The following is a 22,609-nucleotide window of genomic DNA, read 5'->3' as shown; positions in this document are numbered from 1 at the left end:
AATGAAAACAGAAAATCAATATATCAACCGCGAATTGAGTTGGCTCAGATTCAATGCTCGCGTACTCCAAGAGGCTGCCGATGAACGCGTGCCTCTATTAGAGCGCTTGCGCTTTGCGGGTATTTTTTCTAACAACTTAGATGAGTTCTTCAAAGTGCGTTACGCTACAGTGAAACGTGTTGTTATGAACGAAACTTCCGACAAAGAATTAGGAGTACACGCTAAAGAGCTTTTAGAAGAAATTACTAAAGAGGTAATTCTTTTGCAAGATGAAAGTTTGAAAATCATTGACTCTATCACCAAAGAATTAGAGAAAGAGCAAATTTTTATAGTAGATGAAAAGACCTTATTACCTGAGCACGAAGCCTTTGTAAATACGTATTTCTACGACAAAGTGCGTCCTGCCCTCTTTACTATTATCCTCAACGATTTGGAGATGTTTCCTCAACTGAAAGATGATGTGGCGTATTTGGCAGTAAAAATGACACTAAAGGAAGAGGACGAGAAAGCTTCAGGTGTAGAAAAATTCTTTTCATCACGTGTCTACAAAGAAAAAATACAATATGCACTGATTGAGTTACCTACTACTCTCGACCGCTTTATAGAACTACCTCAGATAGGTGACAAACACTATATCATTATGCTGGATGATGTAATTCGTTTCTGTTTGCACAAAATATTCAACATCTTCAATTACGAATCGCTTACAGCAAATATGATTAAAATCACCCGTGATGCCGAATTAGACATCGACGATGATTTGAGCAAAAGTTTCATCGAAAAAATCTCTACCAGTGTGGAAGACCGGCGCAAAGGGGAACCAGTGCGTTTTGTATACGACAAGATGATTGATAAGGACACCTTACAATTCTTATTCGAGAAGATGGGGATTGCAAAAACTGATAGTGTAATACCTGGAGGGCGTTACCACAACCGTCGCGACTTTATGAGCTTTCCCAGCTTAGGCCGTAAGGATTTGACCTATGCTCCTATACAACCTCTACCCGTACAAGGACTTACCTCTGAAGAGAGTTTACTAAAGAAAATTGCCGAAAAGGACTATTTACAATACACACCTTACCATACTTTTTCTAACATTATATGGTTTTTGAGAGAAGCTGCCCTTGACCCCAAAGTGAAGTCGGTAAAAATAACCATTTATCGTTTGGCAAAGAACTCGCAAGTAGTCAATTCACTCATCAATGCAGTGAAAAACGGTAAACAAGTAACCGTTCAGATAGAACTGCAAGCACGCTTTGATGAGGAATCAAATATACGATATGCTGAACAACTAAAAGCAGAAGGTGTAAAACTCATTTTTGGCGTACGCGGACTCAAAGTGCATAGTAAAATATGCGTAATTGAACGCAAAGAAGGTAAAGAACTGAAACGTTATGGTTTTATCAGTACGGGTAACTTCAACGAAAGTACAGCTAAAATCTATACTGATTATACACTGTTTACTGCAAATCAAGAGATTCTCAAAGAGGTAAACAAAGTGTTCAACTTCTTTGACACCAACTATAATGTGCAAAAATTCAAGCATTTAATAGTCTCTCCTCACTATACCAAAAAACAACTTAAACACCTGATAGATGAGGAAATCAAGAATGCTAAAGCGGGCAAAGAGGCATATATCAAGCTAAAGATGAACAACATCACCAGCTACAAGATGATTGATAAACTATACGAAGCCAGCCGTGCAGGAGTAAAAATACAAATGATTGTACGCGGCATTTGTTGCTTAGTACCTGGTATTGAAGGAATGAGCGAGAATATTGAGGTAATTAGTATCGTCGATAAGTTCTTAGAACACCCACGTTTGTTTATATTTGGCAATGGAGGTACCCCTAAAGTATATATCTCCTCAGCCGACTGGATGACGCGCAACATTTCTTTCAGAGTAGAAGTAGGTTGCCCTATTTACGATAAATCAATACAGCAAGAGTTGATAGATACCTTCGAAATAAGTTGGGCTGATAATGTAAAGGCGCGTATCATCAACAAAGAGCAAGACAATACTTATCGTCCTCACACCACTCCTGCCTTGCGCTCTCAAGTAGCCCTATATGAGTATTATCAGCATAAAAACAAGCTCACCGAATAGATGAAAAGACCACAAATTAAACTAGCTCAACACGTAATAGAAGCCTGTAAAGCCAAACAAATAAAACACATTGTCATCTCTCCTGGGTCGCGTAATGCCCCTCTAACCATTGGTTTCGCCAATGATCCTTATTTTAACTGTTATAGTATTGTAGATGAGCGTTGCGCCGCTTTCTTTGCCTTAGGCATTGCTCAACAACGGCGTGAGCCTGTGGCAGTAGTATGTACTTCAGGATCTGCTTTACTCAATTACTATCCTGCTTTTTCAGAGGCTTTTTACAGTAATATCCCTTTGGTAGTTATCTCTGCCGACCGCCCATCAAGCAAAATAGATATAGGTGACGGACAAACCATACGTCAGGTGAATGTACTGGCAAACCACAGTGCCTACAATGCCAATCTATCAGATGAAACGCATAGCGATAAAAGCAACTTTTATGAACTAAACAGAGCGTTGAATACAGCTATAGAGGAGCAATTACCAGTGCATATCAACGTACCTTTTGAAGAACCCTTATATCTCACTACCGAAGAACAGTATCCTTTTGAGAACATCGTTGCAGAAATCAAAAATCCTATTATTAATGAGGATAAAGCTATTAATTTCGTGAAACATTGGAACTCTTCGGCTAAAAAAATGGTATTAGTAGGGGTATTAACACCCAATAGTGTAGAATCTCAATATGTTGAATGGCTTGCCAAAGACCCCTCCGTAGTGGTACTCACTGAAACTACATCGAACTTGCACCATTCGCATTTTATTCCTTATATCGATAAATTACTCACTTATACCGAAAAAGACCCTACTCTAAAAGAAGCCTTACGCCCTGATCTATTACTTACTTTTGGTGGTCTGGTAGTTTCCAAAAAGATAAAACAGTTCTTGCGTTCTTATCAACCTGCCTATCACTATAATGTAGATTTACACAAAGATTATAATTCATATTTCTGTTTAACAGCTCATTTTAAAGCAGATATCAATACTTTTCTGAAAGAGGTTACCCCTAAATTAATGAGTGTGTCTTCTAACTATCAACAACAGTGGTTGGGGGTAAAAAACGAGATACAACAAACTCATTTAGAGTATATCAATCAAACCCCTTTCTCCGATTTAAAAGTGTATTGTGAAGTATTTAAGAGTATCCCTAATGATTATATTGTGCAAATAAGCAATAGTTCAGCTATCAGATATGCCCAACTGATGAAAGCACACCCTTCTTGGAAAGTGTTTTGCAACCGTGGCACCAGCGGTATTGATGGTAGTATGAGCACAGCTATTGGGGCTGCTGTCGGGAGTGCATCGCCTACCGTTTTTATCACGGGTGATTTAAGTTTTTTCTACGATAGTAATGCACTTTGGAACAAGTATATTCCACAAGACTTCAGAATAATTCTTCTCAACAATCAAGGGGGAGGTATCTTTAGGATACTCCCTGGTGATAAAACTGATCCTAACTTTGAATATTTCTTTGAGACACCTCACAAACTCACAGCCGAGCATTTTTGTGAAATGTACAACATCAATTATCAGTTAGCTACCAATATCACTGATTTACAACGAAAAATAAGTGATTTTTATGAAAAATCGGATGTACCTAAGCTCTTAGAAGTACATACACCACGAAAAATAAATGATAAAGTTTTGTTAAAATATTTTGAGGTATTGAAAAAATAACTACCTTTACCGCATTAATAATTTTAAATATAAAAAATTATGAGTAAACGTGATGATTTAATCGCTTTGTACACCCAAGATTTGAAAGAAAAATGTGGTGAAAAGAACCCAGATGTAGAGTTCTTAACAAAAGTAACGGTAGGCTTAGGCCCTTCTATCTACAACAACGATGCTTCTAAAGTATCTGGCTCTGACCAAACTGAGTTAGACCGTGTAAAACAAAATTTCCTAATCAAAAAATTAGGCTTGAAAGATGGTCCTGAGTTAGACAAAGCTATTGATGCTGTACTTGAAAAGTATGGAAAATCTAACAGAAATAAGTACCGTGCAGTTGTGTATTATTTGTTAGCTAAACACTTCAAAAAAGAAAGCGTTTATAACAAATAAAAAATCAAAAAAGGCTGTTCATCTATTGAGCAGCCTTTTTTATCAGATAACAAGTAATAGAATAAATGGAGGATAAAAAAAGAAAACTACAACACCACAAGAATATAGCTACGGGGCTCTTTGTTTTGATGCTCATCATTTATATGGTAATGGTGGTATGGCATAAAAAAGATCCCGAACTCACTTTTATAGGTTATATAAAGGCTTTTTCTGAAGCTGCTATGGTAGGAGCGCTTGCCGATTGGTTTGCAGTAACAGCGCTCTTTCACAAGCCTTTAGGATTAAACATTCCTCATACTAACCTCATTGAGGAACGAAAAAATGATATAGGTGAAAACTTAGGTGATTTTGTAGTGGAGAACTTTTTGAAACCTAAACAAATACGTCCTTATATTACCAATATTAAAGTCTCTACCTTTATAATAGAACAACTTTCAAAAGAAAGTACACTAACTAAGATTAAATCTTTTGTAAAGGACATTCCTCTCAATAAAAAAGTAAGTGAAGCTCTAATTTCCTTTTTAGATGAAAATAAACACCAAGAATTTCTCCAATATGTTTTTGAGAAAATAGCTACATATCTCTTTGAAAATGAAGAACTCATACATCAAGAAATCAAAGAACAGTTTTCTTCTCTTACTCCTTCATTTCTAAAAAACAAAATTGCTAAAAAAGTTGCCAATGGACTTTACTTATTAGCTTTAAAAGCATCGGAAGATGAAACACACCCTATCAGGGCTGAAATTACAGCGCAATTATATGAATTTGCTGAAAAACTCAATACTCCTGAGTGGGAACAACATCTTGCAAAGCTACTGCGTACCGCTACGGAGCGCCTCACCGATGAACTCCGCCAAAATGCCCAGCTGCAACACCAAATAGACGCTTGGGTACAGAAAACTGCCTATCAGTTTGTGCTAAAAAACAAAGAGGAAGTGGGAAAACTCATCAGTCATACGGTGGAGAACTGGGAGGGACGCGAATTGAGTGAAAAACTTGAATTGGAAGTAGGTAAAGACCTTCAATTTATCCGTATCAATGGCACTTTGGTAGGCGGATTAGTCGGTTTGGCTATTTACGCCTTTACTCAGTTATTCTGAAAGAGATATTAGCCTATTTGCTAACTTTTCTAATTTGTTAATTTGCTAATTCTTCCCTACCTTTGCGCCCGAAAATGTTTCAACTATGGATTTTGAAATACTAAAAACAGACGAACATACTAAAGCACGTGCTGGGAAGATTACTACCAGCCACGGCGTGATTGAAACCCCCATTTTTATGCCTGTGGGAACGGTGGGAAGCGTGAAAGGAGTGCACCAACGCGAACTGAAAGACGATATTAATGCCGATATTATCTTGGGGAACACCTATCACCTCTATTTGCGACCTCAAACACCCATTTTGGGAAAAGCAGGAGGCTTACATAAGTTTATTAATTGGGATAGAAACATACTTACCGATAGCGGTGGTTATCAAGTATATTCATTGGCTGCCAACCGAAAGATAAAAGAAGAAGGTGTAAAGTTCAAAAGCCATATCGATGGCTCTTTTCACGTCTTTTCACCCGAAAAAGTAATGGAAATAGAGCGCAGTATAGGTGCTGATATTATGATGGCTTTTGATGAATGCACGCCTTACCCTTGTGAATATGGTTATGCAAAACGTTCAATGCATCTTACACATAGGTGGCTCGATAGATGCATTGCTCACCTCGAAAAAGTACCTCCTAAATACGGTTATCATCAAAGTTTATTCCCGATAGTACAAGGGTCAGTCTATAAAGACCTTCGTACACAGTCTGCCGAATATATTGCAAGCAAAAATGCCGACGGAAACGCTATCGGGGGGCTATCAGTAGGCGAACCCGTAGAACAAATGTATGAAATAACCGAACTTGTATGCGATATTCTCCCCAAAGACAGGCCCCGATACCTTATGGGAGTGGGTACACCCGTTAATATATTGGAAAATATTGCTTTGGGAGTAGATATGATGGATTGTGTAATGCCCACACGCAATGCTCGCAACGGAATGCTCTTTACTGCAAAAGGAATTATCAATATTAAAAACAAAAAATGGGAAGATGATTTCTCGCCCATAGACCCTGATGGGCATACTTACGTAGATACCTATTACACGAAAGCCTATTTACGTCATTTATTCGCTGCTAACGAGTTTTTGGGCAAACAAATCGCTTCAATTCACAATCTTGGTTTCTATTTATGGCTTGTGAGAGAAGCTCGCCGACAAATTGTAGCGGGTACTTTCCTTACGTGGAAGACAAAAATGGTTGCTGATATGTCAAATCGTTTATAAAAAAAACAAAAAAATGAAAATACTCGACTGGTACATCTTAAAACGTTATCTTCTTACCTTCTTTATGATGATAATTCTCTTTATTCCTATCGGAATTATCGTAGATTTATCTGAAAAAGTAGATAAGATGATACAAAAAGGCGCCCCGATGAACGAAATACTGTGGTATTACCTCAGTTTTATCGTTTATTTTGCCAATATATTGTTTCCCATCTTGCTATTCCTCTCCATCATCTGGTTTACATCAAAGTTAGCCAATAATACCGAGATAATCGCTATCCAGAGCTCAGGTGTATCGTATATGCGCTTCTTGCGTCCGTATATCGTGGGTGCGAGTATCATTTCGGTGATAGTGTTTTTTATGGGAATGTTTATTGTACCCGCTGCCAGCACTGTGTATAATGATTTTTGGAATAAGTATATACGTTCTTCGAAGGTGGAAAGCGTTTCAGACCTCTACAATCAGTTTTCTGATAACGATTACCTTTATGTAAGCTCGTTTAACTACCAAGACAAACGCGGGTATAACTTTTCAGTAGAACATTTTGATGGTATTAAGATGACGGAAAAGATAAATGCCGAAACGATTCAGTGGATAGACAGCACGAAAACCTATCGGCTTACCAATTACTCCAAAAGAAAGATAGGGGAGGGCGACGATGTGATAGTGAAACGCGACCAGTTAGACACGATATTCAATTTCAAGCCTGATGACCTAATGCCGATGGAATATACAGCGGAAAATAAGAACTTGTTTGAGCTAAACAAGTTCATTGAACGCGAAAAGATGAAAGGTTCGCCCAATTTAAATATGTATCTATTGGTAAAATACCGCCGTTGGGGCGCAATAAGTACTGCCTTTATCCTTACGCTTATCGGCGTGGCTGTTTCATCGGTGAAAAAGCGCGGAGGAATGGGAATCAACTTAATGGTGGGGGTAGTTGTAGGGTTTAGCTTTGTGTTCTTCGACCGTGTGTTTGGAACCCTTGCCCAAACCTCAGGAGGCTTATCTCCATTGATGGCTGTCATCTTGCCTAACCTTATTTTCCTTACCTTAGCTATTTTGTTACTCCGAAAAGTAAGAAGTTAGATTTATGGAATTAGTAAAAGCAAAAAAACATTTAGGGCAACATTTCTTAAAGGATTTAAACATCGCTCAAAAAATAGCAGATACACTATCACTAAAAGGTTATAATAAAGTGATAGAAATAGGGGCAGGAATGGGAGTACTCACTCAGTTTTTACTCAAAAAAGATGTTGATGTACACATCGTTGAAATTGATAAAGAATCAGTAGCTTATTTAGAAACGCATTACCCTGAGCTCAAAGGAAAAATCATTGCCGATGATTTCTTGAAATACAATATAACTGATTATATAGGGGAGCCCTTCGCTATTATTGGTAATTTCCCATACAATATTTCTACTCAAATTGTTTTTAAATTGCTTGAATTGCGAGAGTATGTTCCTGAGTTTAGTGGAATGTTTCAAAAAGAAGTAGCTGAACGTATATGTGAACACGAAGGTAGCAAAACGTATGGTATCTTATCAGTTTTAGTACAAGCCTTCTACGATGCTTACTACTTATTCACTGTTTCTGAAGGAGTTTTCAACCCTCCTCCAAAAGTAAAAAGTGGAGTGATACGATTAGTACGCAAAACTGACTTTCATTTAGATTGTGATGAAAGTTTGTTCTTTACGGTGGTAAAAACAGCATTTAATCAAAGGCGAAAAACCCTTCGCAATAGTCTAAAATCACTGCTTATAGATGAGAATTTAAAACAAGACTCTATATTTGATAAACGCCCTGAACAATTGCCTTGGCAAGATTTTGTGCGTATTACTAAAGTAATAAGTGAGCAACATTAATTTGTTAGCTCACTTTTTTTGCCAAATCTCCCACGATTTTTCAGCTTGTAACACTAACATCTGCAAACCATTACAAATGGTAGCCCCTCGCTGTTTCCCTTTTTGTAAAAAAGTAGTTTCTGCAGGATTATAGATGAGATCGTAGAGCAAGTGTTGTGGAGTGAGATATTCATAAGGAATTGGAGGACAATCTGTAATATTTGGAAAAGTTCCTAAGGGAGTACAATTTACAATCAAAGTATACTTTTGAAAAAGTTCAGGGGTAAGTTCATCATAAGCTAACTGACCTTCTTTAGGAGTACGGGATATAAATTGAGCTCTAATTCTTAATTGCTTAAGAGCGTACGCTACAGCACTTGAAGCCCCTCCTGTACCCAATATAAGAGCAAAAGTGTGATGGGGTTGTAAGAGCGGACGTAATGATTCTCGAAAGCCATAACAATCAGTATTGTAGCCTATAAGTCCTTTAGGCGTTACTTGTATGGTATTTACAGCTCCTATATCATAAGCAGTAGGATCTACCGCTATTAGGAACTTCATAATATCACGCTTATAAGGAATGGTTACATTCATCCCTCTTAAATTAGGTGTAGCACGCAATAAATCTGTCAGTTCATCAATATTTTGGATGTCAAAATTCACATACTGACTGCTTTTCACATCTTCGTGTTTAAATTTTTCGGTAAAATAATTTCTTGAAAAAGAATAATCTATATTCTTACCTACTAATGCATATATGTCATTCATTTCTTTTTTTGGCAAAGATAAGGATAATTAATTAATTTGCCAATTTGCTAATTGACAAATTATTCTTACCTTTGCCTCTCAAAATTAAATTATAATGGAAGTAAGTAAACGCTATGCACAACGTGGAGTTTCGGCTGCGAAAAACGAAGTGCATAAAGCTATCAAAAATATCAATAAAGGATTGTTCCCCAAAGCTTTCTGCAAAATAGTCCCCGATTATCTTACTGGTGATGACCAATATTGCCTTGTAATGCACGCTGATGGTGCAGGTACTAAGTCCGCTTTAGCTTATATGTATTGGAAAACCACTGGCGATCTAAGTGTGTGGAAAGGCATTGCTCAAGATGCTCTCATAATGAACATAGATGATTTATTGTGTGTAGGAGCAGTAGATAACATTATGCTTTCTTCTACTATAGGGCGCAACAAAAACCTCATTCCTGCAGAAGTTATTTCAGCAATTATCAATGGTACTGAAGAACTTATCAATGAATTGGCTAACTTTGGGGTACATATTCACTCTACAGGAGGTGAAACTGCCGATGTAGGTGATTTAGTCCGCACTATCATTGTCGATTCCACTGTAACAGCACGTATGAAACGTAGTGAAGTGATTGATAATGCAAACATCAAAGCAGGCAATGTAATTGTAGGATTGGCTTCTTATGGGCAAGCTACTTATGAAACTTCTTATAATGGTGGTATGGGTAGCAACGGACTTACCTCAGCTCGACACGATGTTTTCAACAAATCATTAGCAAATCAATTCCCTGAAAGTTTTGATCCTTCAGTTCCTGATGAGCTTGTATATGTAGGAACTAAACACCTCACTGATAGTGTTGTAGGTTCTCCTATAGACGCTGGAAAACTTGTCCTCTCCCCTACCCGCACCTATGCTCCTATTATCAAAAAAATATTAGAAAAATATGACAATACCCAAATATGTGGAATGGTACATTGTAGTGGAGGAGCACAAACTAAAATATTGCATTTTATAGATAATTTGCATATTGTTAAAAACAATCTCTTCCCCGTTCCTCCTCTCTTTCAACTTATTCAAGAAGAATCTAAAACCGATTGGAAGGAAATGTACCAAGTATTTAACTGCGGTCATCGTATGGAACTCTATGTACCTGAAGCTATTGTCGAGGATTTGATAGCTATCTCAGAATCTTTTGGCGTACCGGCTCAAGTAATAGGATATGTAGAGGCTTCTGATAAAAAATGTCTAACTATAAAAAGCGAATATGGTACTTTTGAATACTAAATTAAACATACGAACTGATGTACGATGGGCATTTACCTATTTCGTTATAGTAGTGTGCTTGGGTATCTTTATGCGCTCAGTACAAGTAGCCGACTATCCTTTTGTATTCAATTATCGGAATATTGTGCACACCCATTCACACTTAGCTCTTTTAGGTTTTGTATACATACTACTTTCGGCTATCTTAGCGCGAACTTTTATCCCTTTCAACAATCAACTACACAAACGCTACCGTTGGCTATTCTACATCACCCAATTTTCAATATTAGGTATGCTCTGTAGCTTCCCTTTTCAAGGATATGGAGCCATTTCTATCAGTTTTTCATCAGTATTTATCATTTGTACCTACTTCTTTGCGAGATTCTTTATAAAATATGCAACCTCCCCTTTTGTAAAGATGGGTATCTTTTATCTTATTTTATCAAGTTTAGGAATATGGTTTATGCCTGTAACTATCGTAAAATTTGGTAAATTTTCTGAAATGTATATGTGTTCCATTGCCTTCTTTTTGCACTTTCAATACAATGGATGGATGCTTAGTAGCCTAATGGGACTCTTTGTGAAAAAATATGGTTGGGATATACAATACCCTCAACTTATCAAGCGCATATTTATCCTATTTCAAGCGGGAATTATAGGGTCGCTTTTTATCTCGTGGGTAGGCTATTTTAGTTATCCTATCTACTATATCGTTGGGGGAGTTTCTGTGCTTATTTGGCTTACCTCTGTAATAATGATATTGCGCCTATACCTAAAAACTCAACCAAAGAGCTTTTTAGCAACGGTTTTTATCAGTTTTTTTATTGCCAAAGTAGCAATGATGTTCACTGGTGCTTTCCCTGTGCTTACCCCCTATTTATTTAAAAACATCGACCTGTTAATTAGTTATTTGCACTTCAATTTTCTGGGGATTGTAACCATAGGTCTTCTGCTGTTTTTAGAAGATGTTTATAAAGTAAACCGTTGGCTTATTTATCTATTTCTCTTTTGTTTTATCACCACCGAAGGATTAATCACCTATAAGGGATTTTCAGTTATTGGAAACTACCCTATTTTTAGCAATTTTTATGAGTATTTGTGGTTATTCACTGCTCCTTTTTACTTCCCTGCAATAGGGTGGCTCATCGGTAGTTTTAAAATAAAATAACGTAGAATGTTTCATTTTTCGAATATAAATACTACTTTTGCAAATTAGTTAGTGCAATTAGGCACATCTTTTGATATGGTAATAGAACGTTTAAAGTTAATAACAAAGTTTATGAATAAAACAAAAATTTGGTCGGTTCTTGTAATGTTGTTGTTTTCCACTCCATTTTTTGCCCAAAACAACGAGCGTAAAAAGGTAGATGGCGTGGCAGCTGTAGTAGGTGATTATCTAATTTTAGAATCGGATATCGACAAAGCGTATATTGATTTGCAACAACAAGACGTAGATACCCGTGAAATCAACCGTTGCCAGATGTTAGGCAAACTGATGGAGGATAAACTCTATGCTCACCAAGCTGTGCAAGATAGTGTGAAGCTCACCGATAGCGAAGTACGCGACCAAGTGAACCAACGTATTGAGTTTTTAACTGCTCAATTAGGGGGTGACATCAAAAAACTATTACAGTTCTACAAAAAAGATGACGAACAATCTATGCGCGACGAACTTTTCAACCTTTTAAAGGTGAGTATGCTCGCTCAGCGTATGAAACAACAAATTATAAAAGATGTAGAAGTAACTCCTGAAGAAATACGCACCTTCTTCAATGCTATACCAGCCGATGAGCGTCCGCATTTTGGTACTGAATTAGAAATAGCTCAAATTGTGGTAAACCCAGTTGCCCCCAAGAGTTCAGTACAAAAAGTAATAGATCAACTCAATGATATTAAAAAGGATGTAGAGGAAAATGGTATGAGTTTTTCTACCAAAGCCATTCTTTACTCTCAAGATCGTGCTACTGGCGGACAAGTCCTTACTTTCAACCGTAATTCTGCTTTCGATAAAGCTTTCAAGGATGTAGCTTTCTCCTTGCAAGAAGGCGAAATATCTAAACCTTTTGAGTCAAGTTTCGGTTGGCATATTATCCAAATGGACAAGATTCGTGGTAAAGAAGTGAGTGTACGCCACATTTTATTAATGCCTGATATCCCTGAGGAAGCTCTCAACGAAGCTAAAGAAAAAATAGCTAAAATACGCGAACGCATCATTAACAAAGAACTTACTTTTGATGAGGCTGCACGTAATTTCTCTGATGAAAAAGAAACTCGTAACGATGGCGGTCAGCTTATCAACCCTGAAGATCTTTCTACTCGTTTTGAACTTACCCGTATAGAGCCTACCCTTTACGCACGTATTTCAGACCTAAAAGATAATGAGGTGTCAGTACCTTTCCTCGATGAAGACAGAACAGGTAAAAAGACTTATAAGATTTACCAAATTACAAACCGTATTGATGAACACCAAGCCGATTTTGTAAAGGACTACGTAAAAATACAAGATTTAGCCCTCAAAGAAAAACAGCTAAAAGCTATCAACAAGTGGATGAAAGAACACATTGAAAAGACTTACATTTCAGTAAATGGAGAATATAAAAATTGTAAGTTTGAAAATAACTGGCTGAAGAAATAATTTCCTCTTATCTTCAATGGGAAAATATCTAAAAAATAAAAAGTGAGAAACAAAACTATCATAAGTTTTATTTCTCACTCTTTTATTACCAATATAAATACTTTATCAAGAAATTCTAAACACTAAAGACTCCAAAGGGGTTATATCTACTCGCAATCTTCCTTTGCCATTTTCTATATATAGGGTAGTTTGCTTTTCGTGGTAAAGAGCATCGCTAAGGGTATATGTACCGTCATTCAAGAACCAACTGCCTAGCAAATAGGCTGGCAATTGCAAATCAAAACCATAGCTTTCGTGTTCACTAAAATTGCACACCATCACCCATTGCTCTTCTTCATTCCCTCTCGCAAAACTATACACTTTGTCGTTGTAATAAACGGTGTGCTCTCGATTGTATTGATGCAAATCAATATAAGCACCATTGACCTTTAAATTGAGTAATCGCTGATAGAAATCACGTAATGCTCGCTCTGAATTACTAAGCTGACCTCCATCATACTGTTTGTTGTTCACCCACCGTTGATGAGCAGGGACTCCTATATAATCAAAAATAGAAGTACGCGACGGACTGCCAAAACCTGCCCATTCTGCCGCTCTCTCTCCCACCTCCTGACCAAAATACACCATCACCGGTGACTCGCTAATGAGGGTAGAAACTACCATTGCAGGTTTAGCCTTTTCGGCATAGCCTGCAAATTCTGGTGAGGCTATACGTTGCTCATCGTGGTTTTCTAAAAAATGCAACATACGGTCTGAAATATCAGAGAGGTTGTTTTGTATAGGGGCAATTGCATCAGTGGTATGTCCGTAGCTAACGATAGCTCGTAGTGTATCATATAGCTGTACTTTGTCATAGAGGTAATCCATCTTGCCTATGTGCAAGTAAGGGCAATATTCATTGGGGTTGTATACCTCAGCCAGCAGAAAAGCCTCTGGGTTATGATGTTTTATAGTCGAATTGAGATAACTCCAAAACTCCACAGGTACCATTTCAGCCATATCATAACGAAATCCATCTACACCTTTCCCAAGCCAATACAAAACAATATCTTTGAACTTTTGCCAAGTATTAGGCACAGTTTTGTCTTGCCAAAAATGGTAATGCACTTCTGTATCTTCACTCTCAAAACCTATAGGTAGTTCTGGAAAATCCTTAATACCGTCAGGGCGTACGCCATAATTGAGCTTTACGGTTTCATACCAATCATTGCGATCGGGCTGAGAAGCACGCGCCCCATTACCTGTCCATTTAGCAGGAAACTCGTGATACTCGCCATAAATACCTTCAGGTAGTTTAAAAGCCTCGTTGGGATTATAATAGAAATTGTTATTTATAGTATAAGTTACCGAAACATCATCATCTTCCCCAAAACCTCTTACTCCCTCAGGTTTAGCAATACTCTCATAACGGCGTGCCACGTGATTAGGCACTATATCCATAATCACTTTCAGTCCGCACTGGTGCGTACGTGCAATAAGGGCTTCCCACTCCTCCAAACGTTGTGCGGGATTGTCAGCAAGGTCTGGGTTTACAGTGTAATAATCCTTTATGGCATAAGGAGAACCCGCGCGTCCTTTTACTACCGCCGGAAAGTCATTACTGATGCCATAAGCTGTATAATCAGTAGTGAGTGCGTGATGTAACACCCCTGTAAACCATATATGTGTAGCTCCTAATTTTTTTATTTCTAATAGAGCCTTCTCAGTAAAATCCGAAAACTTACCCACTCCATTTTCATCTTTAGTGCCCCACGCTTTATTGGTAGTATTAGTATTCCCAAAAAGCCTTGTTAACACTTGGTAAACTACTATTTTTTCGTTCATTTTAAACTGTTTTTAGCTTCTTCTAATAACTCAATAAATACATCATAGTCAATCTTATGACTTATCATATCCTTATTAATTAGCTTGATAGTAGGTGTTTCTACAAAGAGATTACCATTATCATCATAACTAACTAATGCTATATATTTATCATCTATATAAATCTCAGCTACTAAATTGTCATAATTACAATCGCTACATATTAATATTTCTTTCTTCATATAGCAACTCTTCTTCAAAAAATCTTCTACTGCTACCTAATAAAATGTAAAAAGGCTTACTATCTTTAAAATGCCAATATCGATCTTTTATAATAGCTTGTTTTCCACTGGCTACTACCGATACCAAAGTACCTATTTCTAAAAAACTACCTTCTATAACTTTCATAGCTTCTTTTCGTATAATGAATACTTTATCACCATAAGATATTTTATAATATGTACTTAAATCTTCAAGGATAGTAAATAACTTTCCTTGCGGATTTAATGCTTCAAACATTTCTATTCCACTGTTATCTAATAAAATATTGTCTTTATTCTTGTTCAACAACCAAAAACAAATTCCATATAGCATCACTAAAATAGTTTTAATCGTTGTATCTCTTTTTAATCTAATCGTATTGTATCTTACCTATATCGGGAAATCTCTCCAAAAAGTTTCTTGTTTCTTTCATCGTTTTGAGTTTTATTGTAATACTTTCCAAAAAAGGAAATATTTCAGGAACAAGCCAAGACAAATCTTCTGATCTAAACGAATTGGTAGCAATACGTAAACGGCGCAGTTGCTTCACCTCTTTGATACTGAAAATATCAGTGAGTTCTTTCATATTCATCAACGAAAGATAGGTAAGTTGTTTTAGTTTGGCAAGTGAAGGGAGTCTAGCAATTTTATTAGCTCCCAAAAACGATAAACTTTCTAAATGTATTAACCCCGAAATAAAACTGATGTCTTCTAACTTATTGCTATTAAATAGCAACAACTCTTTCAAATTAGGCATCTTCTTGTCGAGATCTGTACTTTGTAGCCCTTGAACTTCCAAAAACTCCATAGCGGGCATTGCTTGAACTAAATCTGTTTGTAAGCCTCTCACATTCATTTTCTTTAATGATTGCAACATTGATAGCTCTTGATGTTGTTTTTTTGTTAGAGGAAGTTCTAAGTTAATCTTTTCTAATTTATGGCAAGCTTCCAAAGGTGTAAGACTTAGATTTTTATCATACCGAAGTGCCAAAACTAATTCTTTTAGATTTTGAAAATATTCAATACCTTTGAGCGAATCAAATCCCCAATCTCTATTGCTAATAAACACTTGCTCTACATTCCATACACTTTTAAAATCCTCTATATTTATCCAAGCCTCTTGATTGTTTTCTCTTAGCAATTGCAATATAAACACCGATTTATGAGGCTGTGCGAGCACCTCTGATAGCACTTGTAACTTCTCAGATTTAGGAGATTCCTCAAAACGAAGCCTAATAATATGATTCTCTATTTCTTTTAGTTGTAAAATAGTTTTATCACTCGCGTTATTTATCTCTAATAAAGCGAGATTATTTCCATCATAATCTAAATAAAATTGAATTTCTTTGTTCATTATCAACTTTCATCTGGTATTATCCAAAGTGCAATATCTCGTTTCTCTATTTCATCTATTATTTTTAGAACCTTATGTTTTTCTATTTCTAATACTTTTAAATTCTTAATAAGCGATATATCATCTATTTCTTTGATAAAATCATTGTCATACAAACAGAGCCTTTTTAAATTTGGCAATTGCTCTAAGCCTTCTAAACTTTCTATTTCGGAGCCATAACTCACATCCAAATGCTCAAGAGATTTCAACTTGCTAAACGGAAGAAAGTTTTTAAAAGGACAAGATAGCATCTCAATATATTTTAATTTTTTGCGTACCTCCAAGCCATCAAAAGTTTGAGGGTCATCATAATAAGTATGAACTGCATACAATTCTCGCAAATTAGGAGTATTTTTAAATGAAGAAAAATCAAAACCTTTTAACTTTATATGTAATTTTTTGAGCTTGGGCAATGTAACATCTATTTCTTTAAAATGTTCAGCATCCAATTTCTCAAGCAAAGGAATATAAGCTCCTTTCAAACTATTAACCGAATAAGGCAATACCAACTCCCGTAAAAAAGGTAAACATACATCTTTTAAACTATCTGTTTCAAAATCTCCTATATCTAAACTCCTCAAAGAAGGCAAATGAGCCTCTGCCAACGAATATACATAAGGATTTTCTTCTGGATAGTTTTGATTAGAAATAGTCAATTCTTTTAAAGAAGGTAACTGAAGAAATTGACAAAATCGCTTTGATTGGATAATGCCATCATAAATAAATAATTCCTTGAGCTTTTTAAATTTACTAAGTGCACTCAAATCATCTAAAGTGCACCTCAAAAAATTTATACTTTTTACAGTATCAGCAAAAGGCAAAAAATCATCAAATGATTTTATATCATTTTCTTTTAAAAATAATTCCACAGGTATTCCTCTGTATAATCGTATGAAATTGCCATACCCTTGATGGGAATAAATAATTTTTAAATTGTATTTATCGGTAAAATAGCTGTACATAAATAGCTGTATTATTAAAAAATACTTTGCCAAAGGTTTTATAGCCTGTTGTGCTACAACCTTTGGCAAAGTTATATTCTATTAATCAGTATCGCCCGTGCGACTTGTGCCCATAAGCATTAAGTAGGCTTTAAGAAATTCGTCGAGTTCGCCGTTCATTACGCTATCTACATCAGTAGATTCGTAATTAGTGCGTACATCCTTCACGAGTTTATAGGGGTGCATCACATAGTTGCGTATTTGTGAACCCCACTCTATCTTCATCTTGCCTGCCTCTATCTCATCGCGTTTAGCCTGACGCTTTTTGAGTTCTATCTCATACAACTGCGATTTGAGCAATTGCAACGCCTTGTTTTTATTATCAAGCTGACTGCGGGTCTCGGAGTTCTCAATAATAATTCCCGTAGGGTGGTGACGTAAGCGCACTGCTGTCTCTACTTTGTTTACATTCTGCCCGCCTGCTCCACTCGAGCGCATTGTCTCAAAGGTAATATCCGCAGGGTTGATTTCTATTTCAATAGTATCATCTGCCAGCGGGTATACATATACCGAGGCAAATGAGGTATGGCGTTTAGCATTGCTATCAAAAGGTGAGATGCGCACCAAGCGATGTACACCATTCTCTCCTTTGAGATAACCAAAAGCATATTCACCTTCAATTTCAATAGTAACTGTTTTAATACCTGCTACATCACCTTCTTGGAAGTTGAGCGTCTTTACCTTATACTTTTGGTTGTTGCACCACATTGTGTACATTCGCAAGAGCATTGAAGCCCAGTCGCAACTTTCAGTACCGCCTGCTCCTGCAGTAATTTGCAGTACAGCACTCATCGCATCGCCTTCATCAGAGAGCATATTGCGAAATTCCAATGCCTCAATAGCGTGTAGGGCTTGTGCGTATTGCTGGTCTACCTCGTCGGCAGTAGCTTCACCTTCTTTAAAGAAGTCAAGTAATACCTCCACATCCGAGGTAAGACTTTCAGCTTCCTCATAATCTTCTACCCATTTCTTTTGAGTGCGAAGTTCACGCATCACCTTTTCAGCCTCTTTGGCATTATCCCAAAAGTCAGGTGCAAAAGTCTTCTCTTCTTCGTTACTTATTTCAATACGTTTGGCATCTATGTCAAAGATACCTCCTTAACGCACCCAGGCGATTCACTAAATCCTTAACTTGTTCGTTATTTGTCATTTCTTATTTCTTATTTCTTATTACTTATTATATTACTATACCCTATCCCCTCTTATCTCTTACCTCTTATCTCTTATCTCTTACCTCTTATCTCTTACCTCTTACCTCTTATCTCTTACCTCTTACCTCTTACCTAAACCTAAACTTTTAGTATCTCAGCTTCTTTTGCAGCTAATACTTCCTCTACCTTTTTGATGTATTTATCGGTGAGTTTTTGTACGCGTTCTTCGGCATCTTTCTTGATATCGTCAGAAGTTTCTACTTTTTTGATTTCCTTATTAGCATCTTGTCGAGCATTGCGCACACTGATTTTAGCATCTTCGCCTTCACCCTTAGCTTGTTTTACAAGTTCACGACGACGTTCTTCGGTAAGTGGTGGAACAGTGATAATCACCATTTCGCCATTATTCATTGGGTTAAAACCTAAGTTAGCTATCTGGATAGCTTTCTCAATAGGTTGAATCATTTTCTTTTCCCAAGGCTGAATAGAAATGGTACGTGAGTCGGGAGCTGACACGTTAGCTACCTGACTAAGAGGGGTTTGCGCTCCGTAATAATCTACCATTACGCTGCTTACCATTTGCGGACTTGCCTTACCTGCGCGAATATTGCCCAAAGCCTTGTCCAAGTGTTGCAACGCCTCTTGCATCGCCTCGTTTGTAGTGTCTAAGATAATATTAATTTCTTCGTTCATTGTATATTGTTTTATTTATTAGTATTAGTTTTATTAGATAATAACTTTTTAATTTTCATTTGTAGATTATTGTTCTTCTTATGAAAGAAGAAAATACCGACAATCAATAAAATTGTCAATAATGGTTGTATAATCACAAACAAATAGATGTTCACTGCTTCATAAGTAGTTCCAAAAGAATCTGCTAATAAATACAAGCCTTCCACTGCAAGGTCAAAACATCTATGTAATAGATTTTGTTCCATTAGCATTGTGCTTCTAATTCTTTAATAAAGCGCCTTTTCGCTCTGTATTGTATGTATTTAACTACAAAAAGTAGTAAAAGAGCAATATCTACCATAGGCATTAGAAAAATAAAGACAATAACATTCACTTCTTTATAGGTAAACCCTGTAAAATTTGCCAATGATTGCATTACTTCACAACACCAATTGAATAATACTTCCATTAATCATTTTAATCATTAACCATTAACCATTAATCATTAACCATTAATCATTAACCATTAATCATTAACCATTAATCATTAATCATTAACCATTAATCATTAACCATTAATCATTAACCATTAATCATTAATCATTAACCATTAATCATTAACCATTAATCATTAACCATTAATCATTAATCATTAACCATTAATCATTGTCCTTATTTCTTCTTGTATATTTCTTCAAAAGGCAGTCTAAAGCGTTCTCCCCTAATGCCTTGATCTTCACGCAGTCCGCAAGATACGAGCATATTCACTTCTGCTCCATAAGGCAGGTGTAATATCTTTTTTACGCGTCGGCTATCAAAGCCTTCTATAGGACAGGTGTCATAGCCTGCTTCTGCCATTGCCAGCATAAAGGTTTGCGCTACCAATCCGCAACTCTTGTGTACATTCACCCGCATATCACTTTCAGAAACGAGTTGCATCATAGGGCGAAACCAACTGCTAACTACCCCAAAAGTCTTGCGCAAAAGACCCAAAAGACCAAAACACCTGCTAAAGAGAAAAGGCATCAGCTGGTTGTAAAACTTCTCTTGTTCCTTGATGCGCTTGGCTTGTTTCTCTGGCGGACTATTGCGCTGTATATTACCGCGTTCAAACTCTAGAACCTTCTTGGCGTGCAGACGGTGTTTGTCTTGTCGGGCAACGAATACTACCATTTGCTGTGCTGTAGTAGCCGTTTCTTGGTCAAGGCAAGCGTGTCCCAGTTTTTTGAGTAGTTCCTTATCGGTGATGTGATATACTTCATACAACTGCATATTATACGTGGTAGGAGCCAGAGTAGCCAATTTAAGGCACTCCCGCACCTTCTCTTCACTAATAGGCGTAGGAGCGTAATAACGCACTGCCCTTCTAAAATCTAAAATGTCTTTTAACATATTGTTTATTTGTTGTTACTTGTTAGAGAATGATGAGAAACTCAGAGGACTTGGAGTTTTATAAGGGGCTCCGAGTTACTTATCACTACACTTTGCCAAAGGTCGTAGCACGACAAGCAATTATAAACTTTGGCAAAGTTTATATCAAAATCTAATCATTAATCATTAACCATTAATCATTAAAATCTTCACCCTAAGTGAAACCTTTAGCTTCTTATAAAAGAGCTAAAAGATCATACAACACACGGGATTATTGCTCTAATTGTCTCCATACTTGTATCAATCCAATTGCGTGAATACCTCCAATGATTATACAAATAGCAGAACTATACCACAAAAAGGCTTGAGTATTGTCTATATCGGGTTTTATGAAAAAACCTCCTATTCCCCGTATAAGATATACTGATGTAATGCAAAGAATAACCCAACGAGTATAAGGGAGAACGAAAGAATGATAAGCTCCAGCAAACGCATATATACCCCATCCAAATAATAATAAGGCAATTGCTAATGTGAGTAGATGAGGAAAAATACGTCCCTCTTTTACCATTTGTACCATAGATTGCCCTGCACCAAAAAATTGATACCAAGATGCACCAAAGATTATAACTCCTATATGTAGAAAACCAACAAGAATATTTACCAATCCTCCTGCTAATAACCAATAATTCATAGTTGTAATATTTTGATAAAAAATTAGTGTTTTTATATGTTACCCCCTTGTTGGAGTATTTATTTTTAGAAAGTGATGAGAGCCTCTGAGAAGCTTAGGGCTTTCAGAAAATCTCCAATTCACTTATTCAACAATCATTAACCATTAACCATCAATCATTAACCATTAACCATTAACCATTAACCATTAACCATTAATCATTAACCATTAATCATTAACCATTAATCATTAACCATTAATCATTAACCATTAATCATTAACCATTAATCATTAACCATTAATCATTAACCATTAATCATTAACCATTAATCATTAACCATTAATCATTAACCATTAATCATTAACCATTAATCATTAACCATTAATCATTAACCATTAATCATTAACCATTAATCATTAACCATTAACCATTAACCATTAACCATTAACCATTAACCATTAACCATTAACCATTAACCATTAACCATTAATCATTAACTACGGTTCCTACATTTTCCCCTGCTACTACTTTAGCGAGATTGCCTTTTTTGTTCATATCAAATACAATAATAGGCAAATGGTTCTCTTGGCTAAGAGTAAAAGCCGTCATATCCATTACTTTAAGGTTTTTATCAATACATTCATTGAAAGAGACGTGACTAAACTTCACTGCATCAGGGTTTTTCTCAGGGTCTGCAGTATAGATACCATCTACGCGAGTCCCTTTGAGGATTACATCCGCATTGATTTCAATAGCGCGAAGTACAGCTGCCGAGTCAGTTGTAAAGTAAGGATTACCAGTTCCTGCCCCAAAGATAACTACACGCCCTTTCTCTAAGTGGCGTACAGCACGACGTTTGATAAAAGGCTCAGCGATAGCTTCCATCTTAATGGCTGTTTGCAAACGGGTGAAGATACCTTCATCTTCCAACGCACTTTGTAGAGCGAGCGAGTTGATAACAGTCGCAAGCATTCCCATATAGTCGCCTTGCACCCTGTCCATACCATTGCTGGCACCTGCTACCCCACGAAAGATATTCCCGCCACCAATCACGATAGCTACTTCTACTCCTTGTTTTACTACCTCTTTTATCTCGGTAGCGTATTCTTTTAATCGAGCAGGGTCAATACCGTACTGGCGACCCCCCATAAGGGCTTCCCCACTGAGTTTAAGTAAAATACGTTTATATTTCATTTCAATTGATAATTGACTTAATTCACTAATTTTGAGGGCAAAAATAAAGAAAATAGAAGTATTACACAAATTATTTTAAGGATTTATAGAACACTTTGTCAAAGACTTA

Annotated in this window: 24 protein-coding genes; 11 read left to right on the top strand and 13 right to left on the bottom strand. The window is 36.6% G+C overall.

The annotated features are described in order from the left end of the window. Nucleotide 1 precedes the first annotated feature (1 nt). The 7 genes from ppk1 to rsmA all read left to right on the top strand — a co-directional run bounded on the left by ppk1 (nt 2) and on the right by rsmA (nt 8,352). Nucleotides 2-2,107: a polyphosphate kinase 1 gene (gene ppk1, locus JMN12_RS01135; protein ID WP_203136302.1), complete on the top strand. Its 2,106-nt coding sequence runs from the start codon at nt 2-4 to the stop codon at nt 2,105-2,107. Then, nucleotides 2,108-3,781 carry a 2-succinyl-5-enolpyruvyl-6-hydroxy-3-cyclohexene-1-carboxylic-acid synthase gene (menD, locus tag JMN12_RS01130; protein ID WP_203080601.1) on the top strand — a complete coding sequence of 558 codons (1,674 nt, stop codon included), beginning with the start codon at nt 2,108-2,110 and terminating at the stop codon, nt 3,779-3,781. A gap of 39 nt (nt 3,782-3,820) precedes the next feature. Beyond that, a complete protein-coding gene (locus JMN12_RS01125; RefSeq protein WP_088594132.1) occupies nt 3,821-4,168 on the top strand; it encodes a DUF2853 family protein in 348 nt (115 codons plus the stop codon). A gap of 65 nt (nt 4,169-4,233) precedes the next feature. Then, nucleotides 4,234-5,268 (top strand): DUF445 domain-containing protein, encoded by a 1,035-nt coding sequence (locus JMN12_RS01120; RefSeq protein WP_203136293.1) that lies wholly within the window; start codon nt 4,234-4,236, stop codon nt 5,266-5,268. Nucleotides 5,269-5,353: 85 nt separating this feature from the next. Next, a complete protein-coding gene (gene tgt / locus JMN12_RS01115) occupies nt 5,354-6,484 on the top strand; it encodes a tRNA guanosine(34) transglycosylase Tgt (protein WP_203136291.1) in 1,131 nt (376 codons plus the stop codon). Between the two features lie 13 nt (nt 6,485-6,497). After that, entirely contained in the window at nt 6,498-7,574 is a 1,077-nt protein-coding gene (locus JMN12_RS01110; protein WP_203136285.1) for an LptF/LptG family permease, read from the top strand. Nucleotides 7,575-7,578: 4 nt separating this feature from the next. Continuing rightward, entirely contained in the window at nt 7,579-8,352 is a 774-nt protein-coding gene (gene rsmA / locus JMN12_RS01105) for a 16S rRNA (adenine(1518)-N(6)/adenine(1519)-N(6))-dimethyltransferase RsmA (protein WP_088594128.1), read from the top strand. A 9-nt stretch (nt 8,353-8,361) separates the two neighbouring features. Here rsmA and JMN12_RS01100 read toward each other — a convergent pair whose 3' ends face one another. Next, the gene (locus JMN12_RS01100) at nt 8,362-9,099 is read right to left on the bottom strand and encodes a shikimate dehydrogenase family protein (RefSeq protein WP_088594127.1); all 738 of its coding nucleotides are present in this window, start codon (nt 9,097-9,099) and stop codon (nt 8,362-8,364) included. A 94-nt stretch (nt 9,100-9,193) separates the two neighbouring features. Here JMN12_RS01100 and JMN12_RS01095 point away from each other — a divergent pair, with 94 nt between their 5' ends. From JMN12_RS01095 to JMN12_RS01085, 3 genes are all read left to right on the top strand, one after another. Further along, nucleotides 9,194-10,366, top strand: coding sequence for an AIR synthase related protein (locus JMN12_RS01095; RefSeq protein WP_203080599.1), 1,173 nt, complete (start codon nt 9,194-9,196; stop codon nt 10,364-10,366). Then, complete coding sequence (locus tag JMN12_RS01090; protein WP_088594125.1) at nt 10,347-11,513, top strand: hypothetical protein; 1,167 nt, start codon at nt 10,347-10,349, stop codon at nt 11,511-11,513. The genes JMN12_RS01095 and JMN12_RS01090 overlap by 20 nt, the downstream gene beginning before the upstream one ends. A 111-nt stretch (nt 11,514-11,624) precedes the next feature. After that, complete coding sequence (locus JMN12_RS01085) at nt 11,625-12,980, top strand: peptidylprolyl isomerase (protein WP_034555793.1); 1,356 nt, start codon at nt 11,625-11,627, stop codon at nt 12,978-12,980. A 105-nt stretch (nt 12,981-13,085) separates the two neighbouring features. On the opposite strand, the gene JMN12_RS01080 is transcribed toward JMN12_RS01085, so the two are convergent. From JMN12_RS01080 to prfB, 6 genes are all read right to left on the bottom strand, one after another. Beyond that, nucleotides 13,086-14,804 carry an alpha-amylase family glycosyl hydrolase gene (locus tag JMN12_RS01080; protein WP_203080598.1) on the bottom strand — a complete coding sequence of 573 codons (1,719 nt, stop codon included), beginning with the start codon at nt 14,802-14,804 and terminating at the stop codon, nt 13,086-13,088. Beyond that, nucleotides 14,801-15,025 carry a hypothetical protein gene (locus JMN12_RS01075; protein ID WP_203080597.1) on the bottom strand — a complete coding sequence of 75 codons (225 nt, stop codon included), beginning with the start codon at nt 15,023-15,025 and terminating at the stop codon, nt 14,801-14,803. The genes JMN12_RS01080 and JMN12_RS01075 overlap by 4 nt, the downstream gene beginning before the upstream one ends. Next, nucleotides 15,000-15,377: a hypothetical protein gene (locus tag JMN12_RS01070; RefSeq protein WP_203080596.1), complete on the bottom strand. Its 378-nt coding sequence runs from the start codon at nt 15,375-15,377 to the stop codon at nt 15,000-15,002. Before JMN12_RS01070 ends, JMN12_RS01075 begins: the two co-directional genes overlap by 26 nt. A gap of 37 nt (nt 15,378-15,414) precedes the next feature. Continuing rightward, the gene (locus JMN12_RS01065; RefSeq protein WP_203080595.1) at nt 15,415-16,398 is read right to left on the bottom strand and encodes a leucine-rich repeat domain-containing protein; all 984 of its coding nucleotides are present in this window, start codon (nt 16,396-16,398) and stop codon (nt 15,415-15,417) included. Nucleotides 16,399-16,400: 2 nt separating this feature from the next. Next, a complete protein-coding gene (locus JMN12_RS01060) occupies nt 16,401-17,468 on the bottom strand; it encodes a leucine-rich repeat domain-containing protein (protein ID WP_203136283.1) in 1,068 nt (355 codons plus the stop codon). A 12-nt stretch (nt 17,469-17,480) separates the two neighbouring features. Further along, nucleotides 17,481-18,588 (bottom strand): peptide chain release factor 2 gene (gene prfB, locus JMN12_RS01055; RefSeq protein ID WP_095902361.1). Its coding sequence is split into 2 segments (ribosomal slippage): nt 17,481-18,527 and nt 18,529-18,588, totalling 1,107 coding nucleotides; the frame shifts between segments, so codons are not numbered across the junction. Here prfB and JMN12_RS01050 point away from each other — a divergent pair. After that, nucleotides 18,582-18,725, top strand: coding sequence for a hypothetical protein (locus tag JMN12_RS01050; RefSeq protein WP_203136273.1), 144 nt, complete (start codon nt 18,582-18,584; stop codon nt 18,723-18,725). The two genes, prfB and JMN12_RS01050, sit on opposite strands and share 7 nt — an antisense overlap. Nucleotides 18,726-18,727: 2 nt before the next feature. Here JMN12_RS01050 and frr read toward each other — a convergent pair whose 3' ends face one another. From frr to pyrH, 6 genes are all read right to left on the bottom strand, one after another. Further along, nucleotides 18,728-19,282 carry a ribosome recycling factor gene (frr, locus tag JMN12_RS01045; protein WP_002678917.1) on the bottom strand — a complete coding sequence of 185 codons (555 nt, stop codon included), beginning with the start codon at nt 19,280-19,282 and terminating at the stop codon, nt 18,728-18,730. Nucleotides 19,283-19,293: 11 nt separating this feature from the next. Continuing rightward, complete coding sequence (locus JMN12_RS01040) at nt 19,294-19,527, bottom strand: hypothetical protein (protein ID WP_198466090.1); 234 nt, start codon at nt 19,525-19,527, stop codon at nt 19,294-19,296. Next, nucleotides 19,527-19,730 (bottom strand): hypothetical protein, encoded by a 204-nt coding sequence (locus tag JMN12_RS01035; RefSeq protein ID WP_203136270.1) that lies wholly within the window; start codon nt 19,728-19,730, stop codon nt 19,527-19,529. Before JMN12_RS01035 ends, JMN12_RS01040 begins: the two co-directional genes overlap by 1 nt. A 203-nt stretch (nt 19,731-19,933) precedes the next feature. After that, nucleotides 19,934-20,653, bottom strand: coding sequence for a nitroreductase family protein (locus tag JMN12_RS01030; RefSeq protein WP_203136268.1), 720 nt, complete (start codon nt 20,651-20,653; stop codon nt 19,934-19,936). A gap of 250 nt (nt 20,654-20,903) precedes the next feature. Further along, a complete protein-coding gene (locus JMN12_RS01025) occupies nt 20,904-21,326 on the bottom strand; it encodes a hypothetical protein (protein ID WP_203136258.1) in 423 nt (140 codons plus the stop codon). Between the two features lie 466 nt (nt 21,327-21,792). Then, nucleotides 21,793-22,500 carry a UMP kinase gene (pyrH, locus tag JMN12_RS01020; RefSeq protein WP_203136248.1) on the bottom strand — a complete coding sequence of 236 codons (708 nt, stop codon included), beginning with the start codon at nt 22,498-22,500 and terminating at the stop codon, nt 21,793-21,795. Between the last annotated feature and the right edge of the window lie 109 nt (nt 22,501-22,609).

The organism is Capnocytophaga genosp. AHN8471 (genome assembly GCF_016806945.1).
Classification (GTDB): domain Bacteria; phylum Bacteroidota; class Bacteroidia; order Flavobacteriales; family Flavobacteriaceae; genus Capnocytophaga; species Capnocytophaga periodontitidis.
The sequence above is the reverse complement of the archived record's forward strand: the minus strand, read 5'-3'. Positions and strand labels throughout refer to the sequence as shown.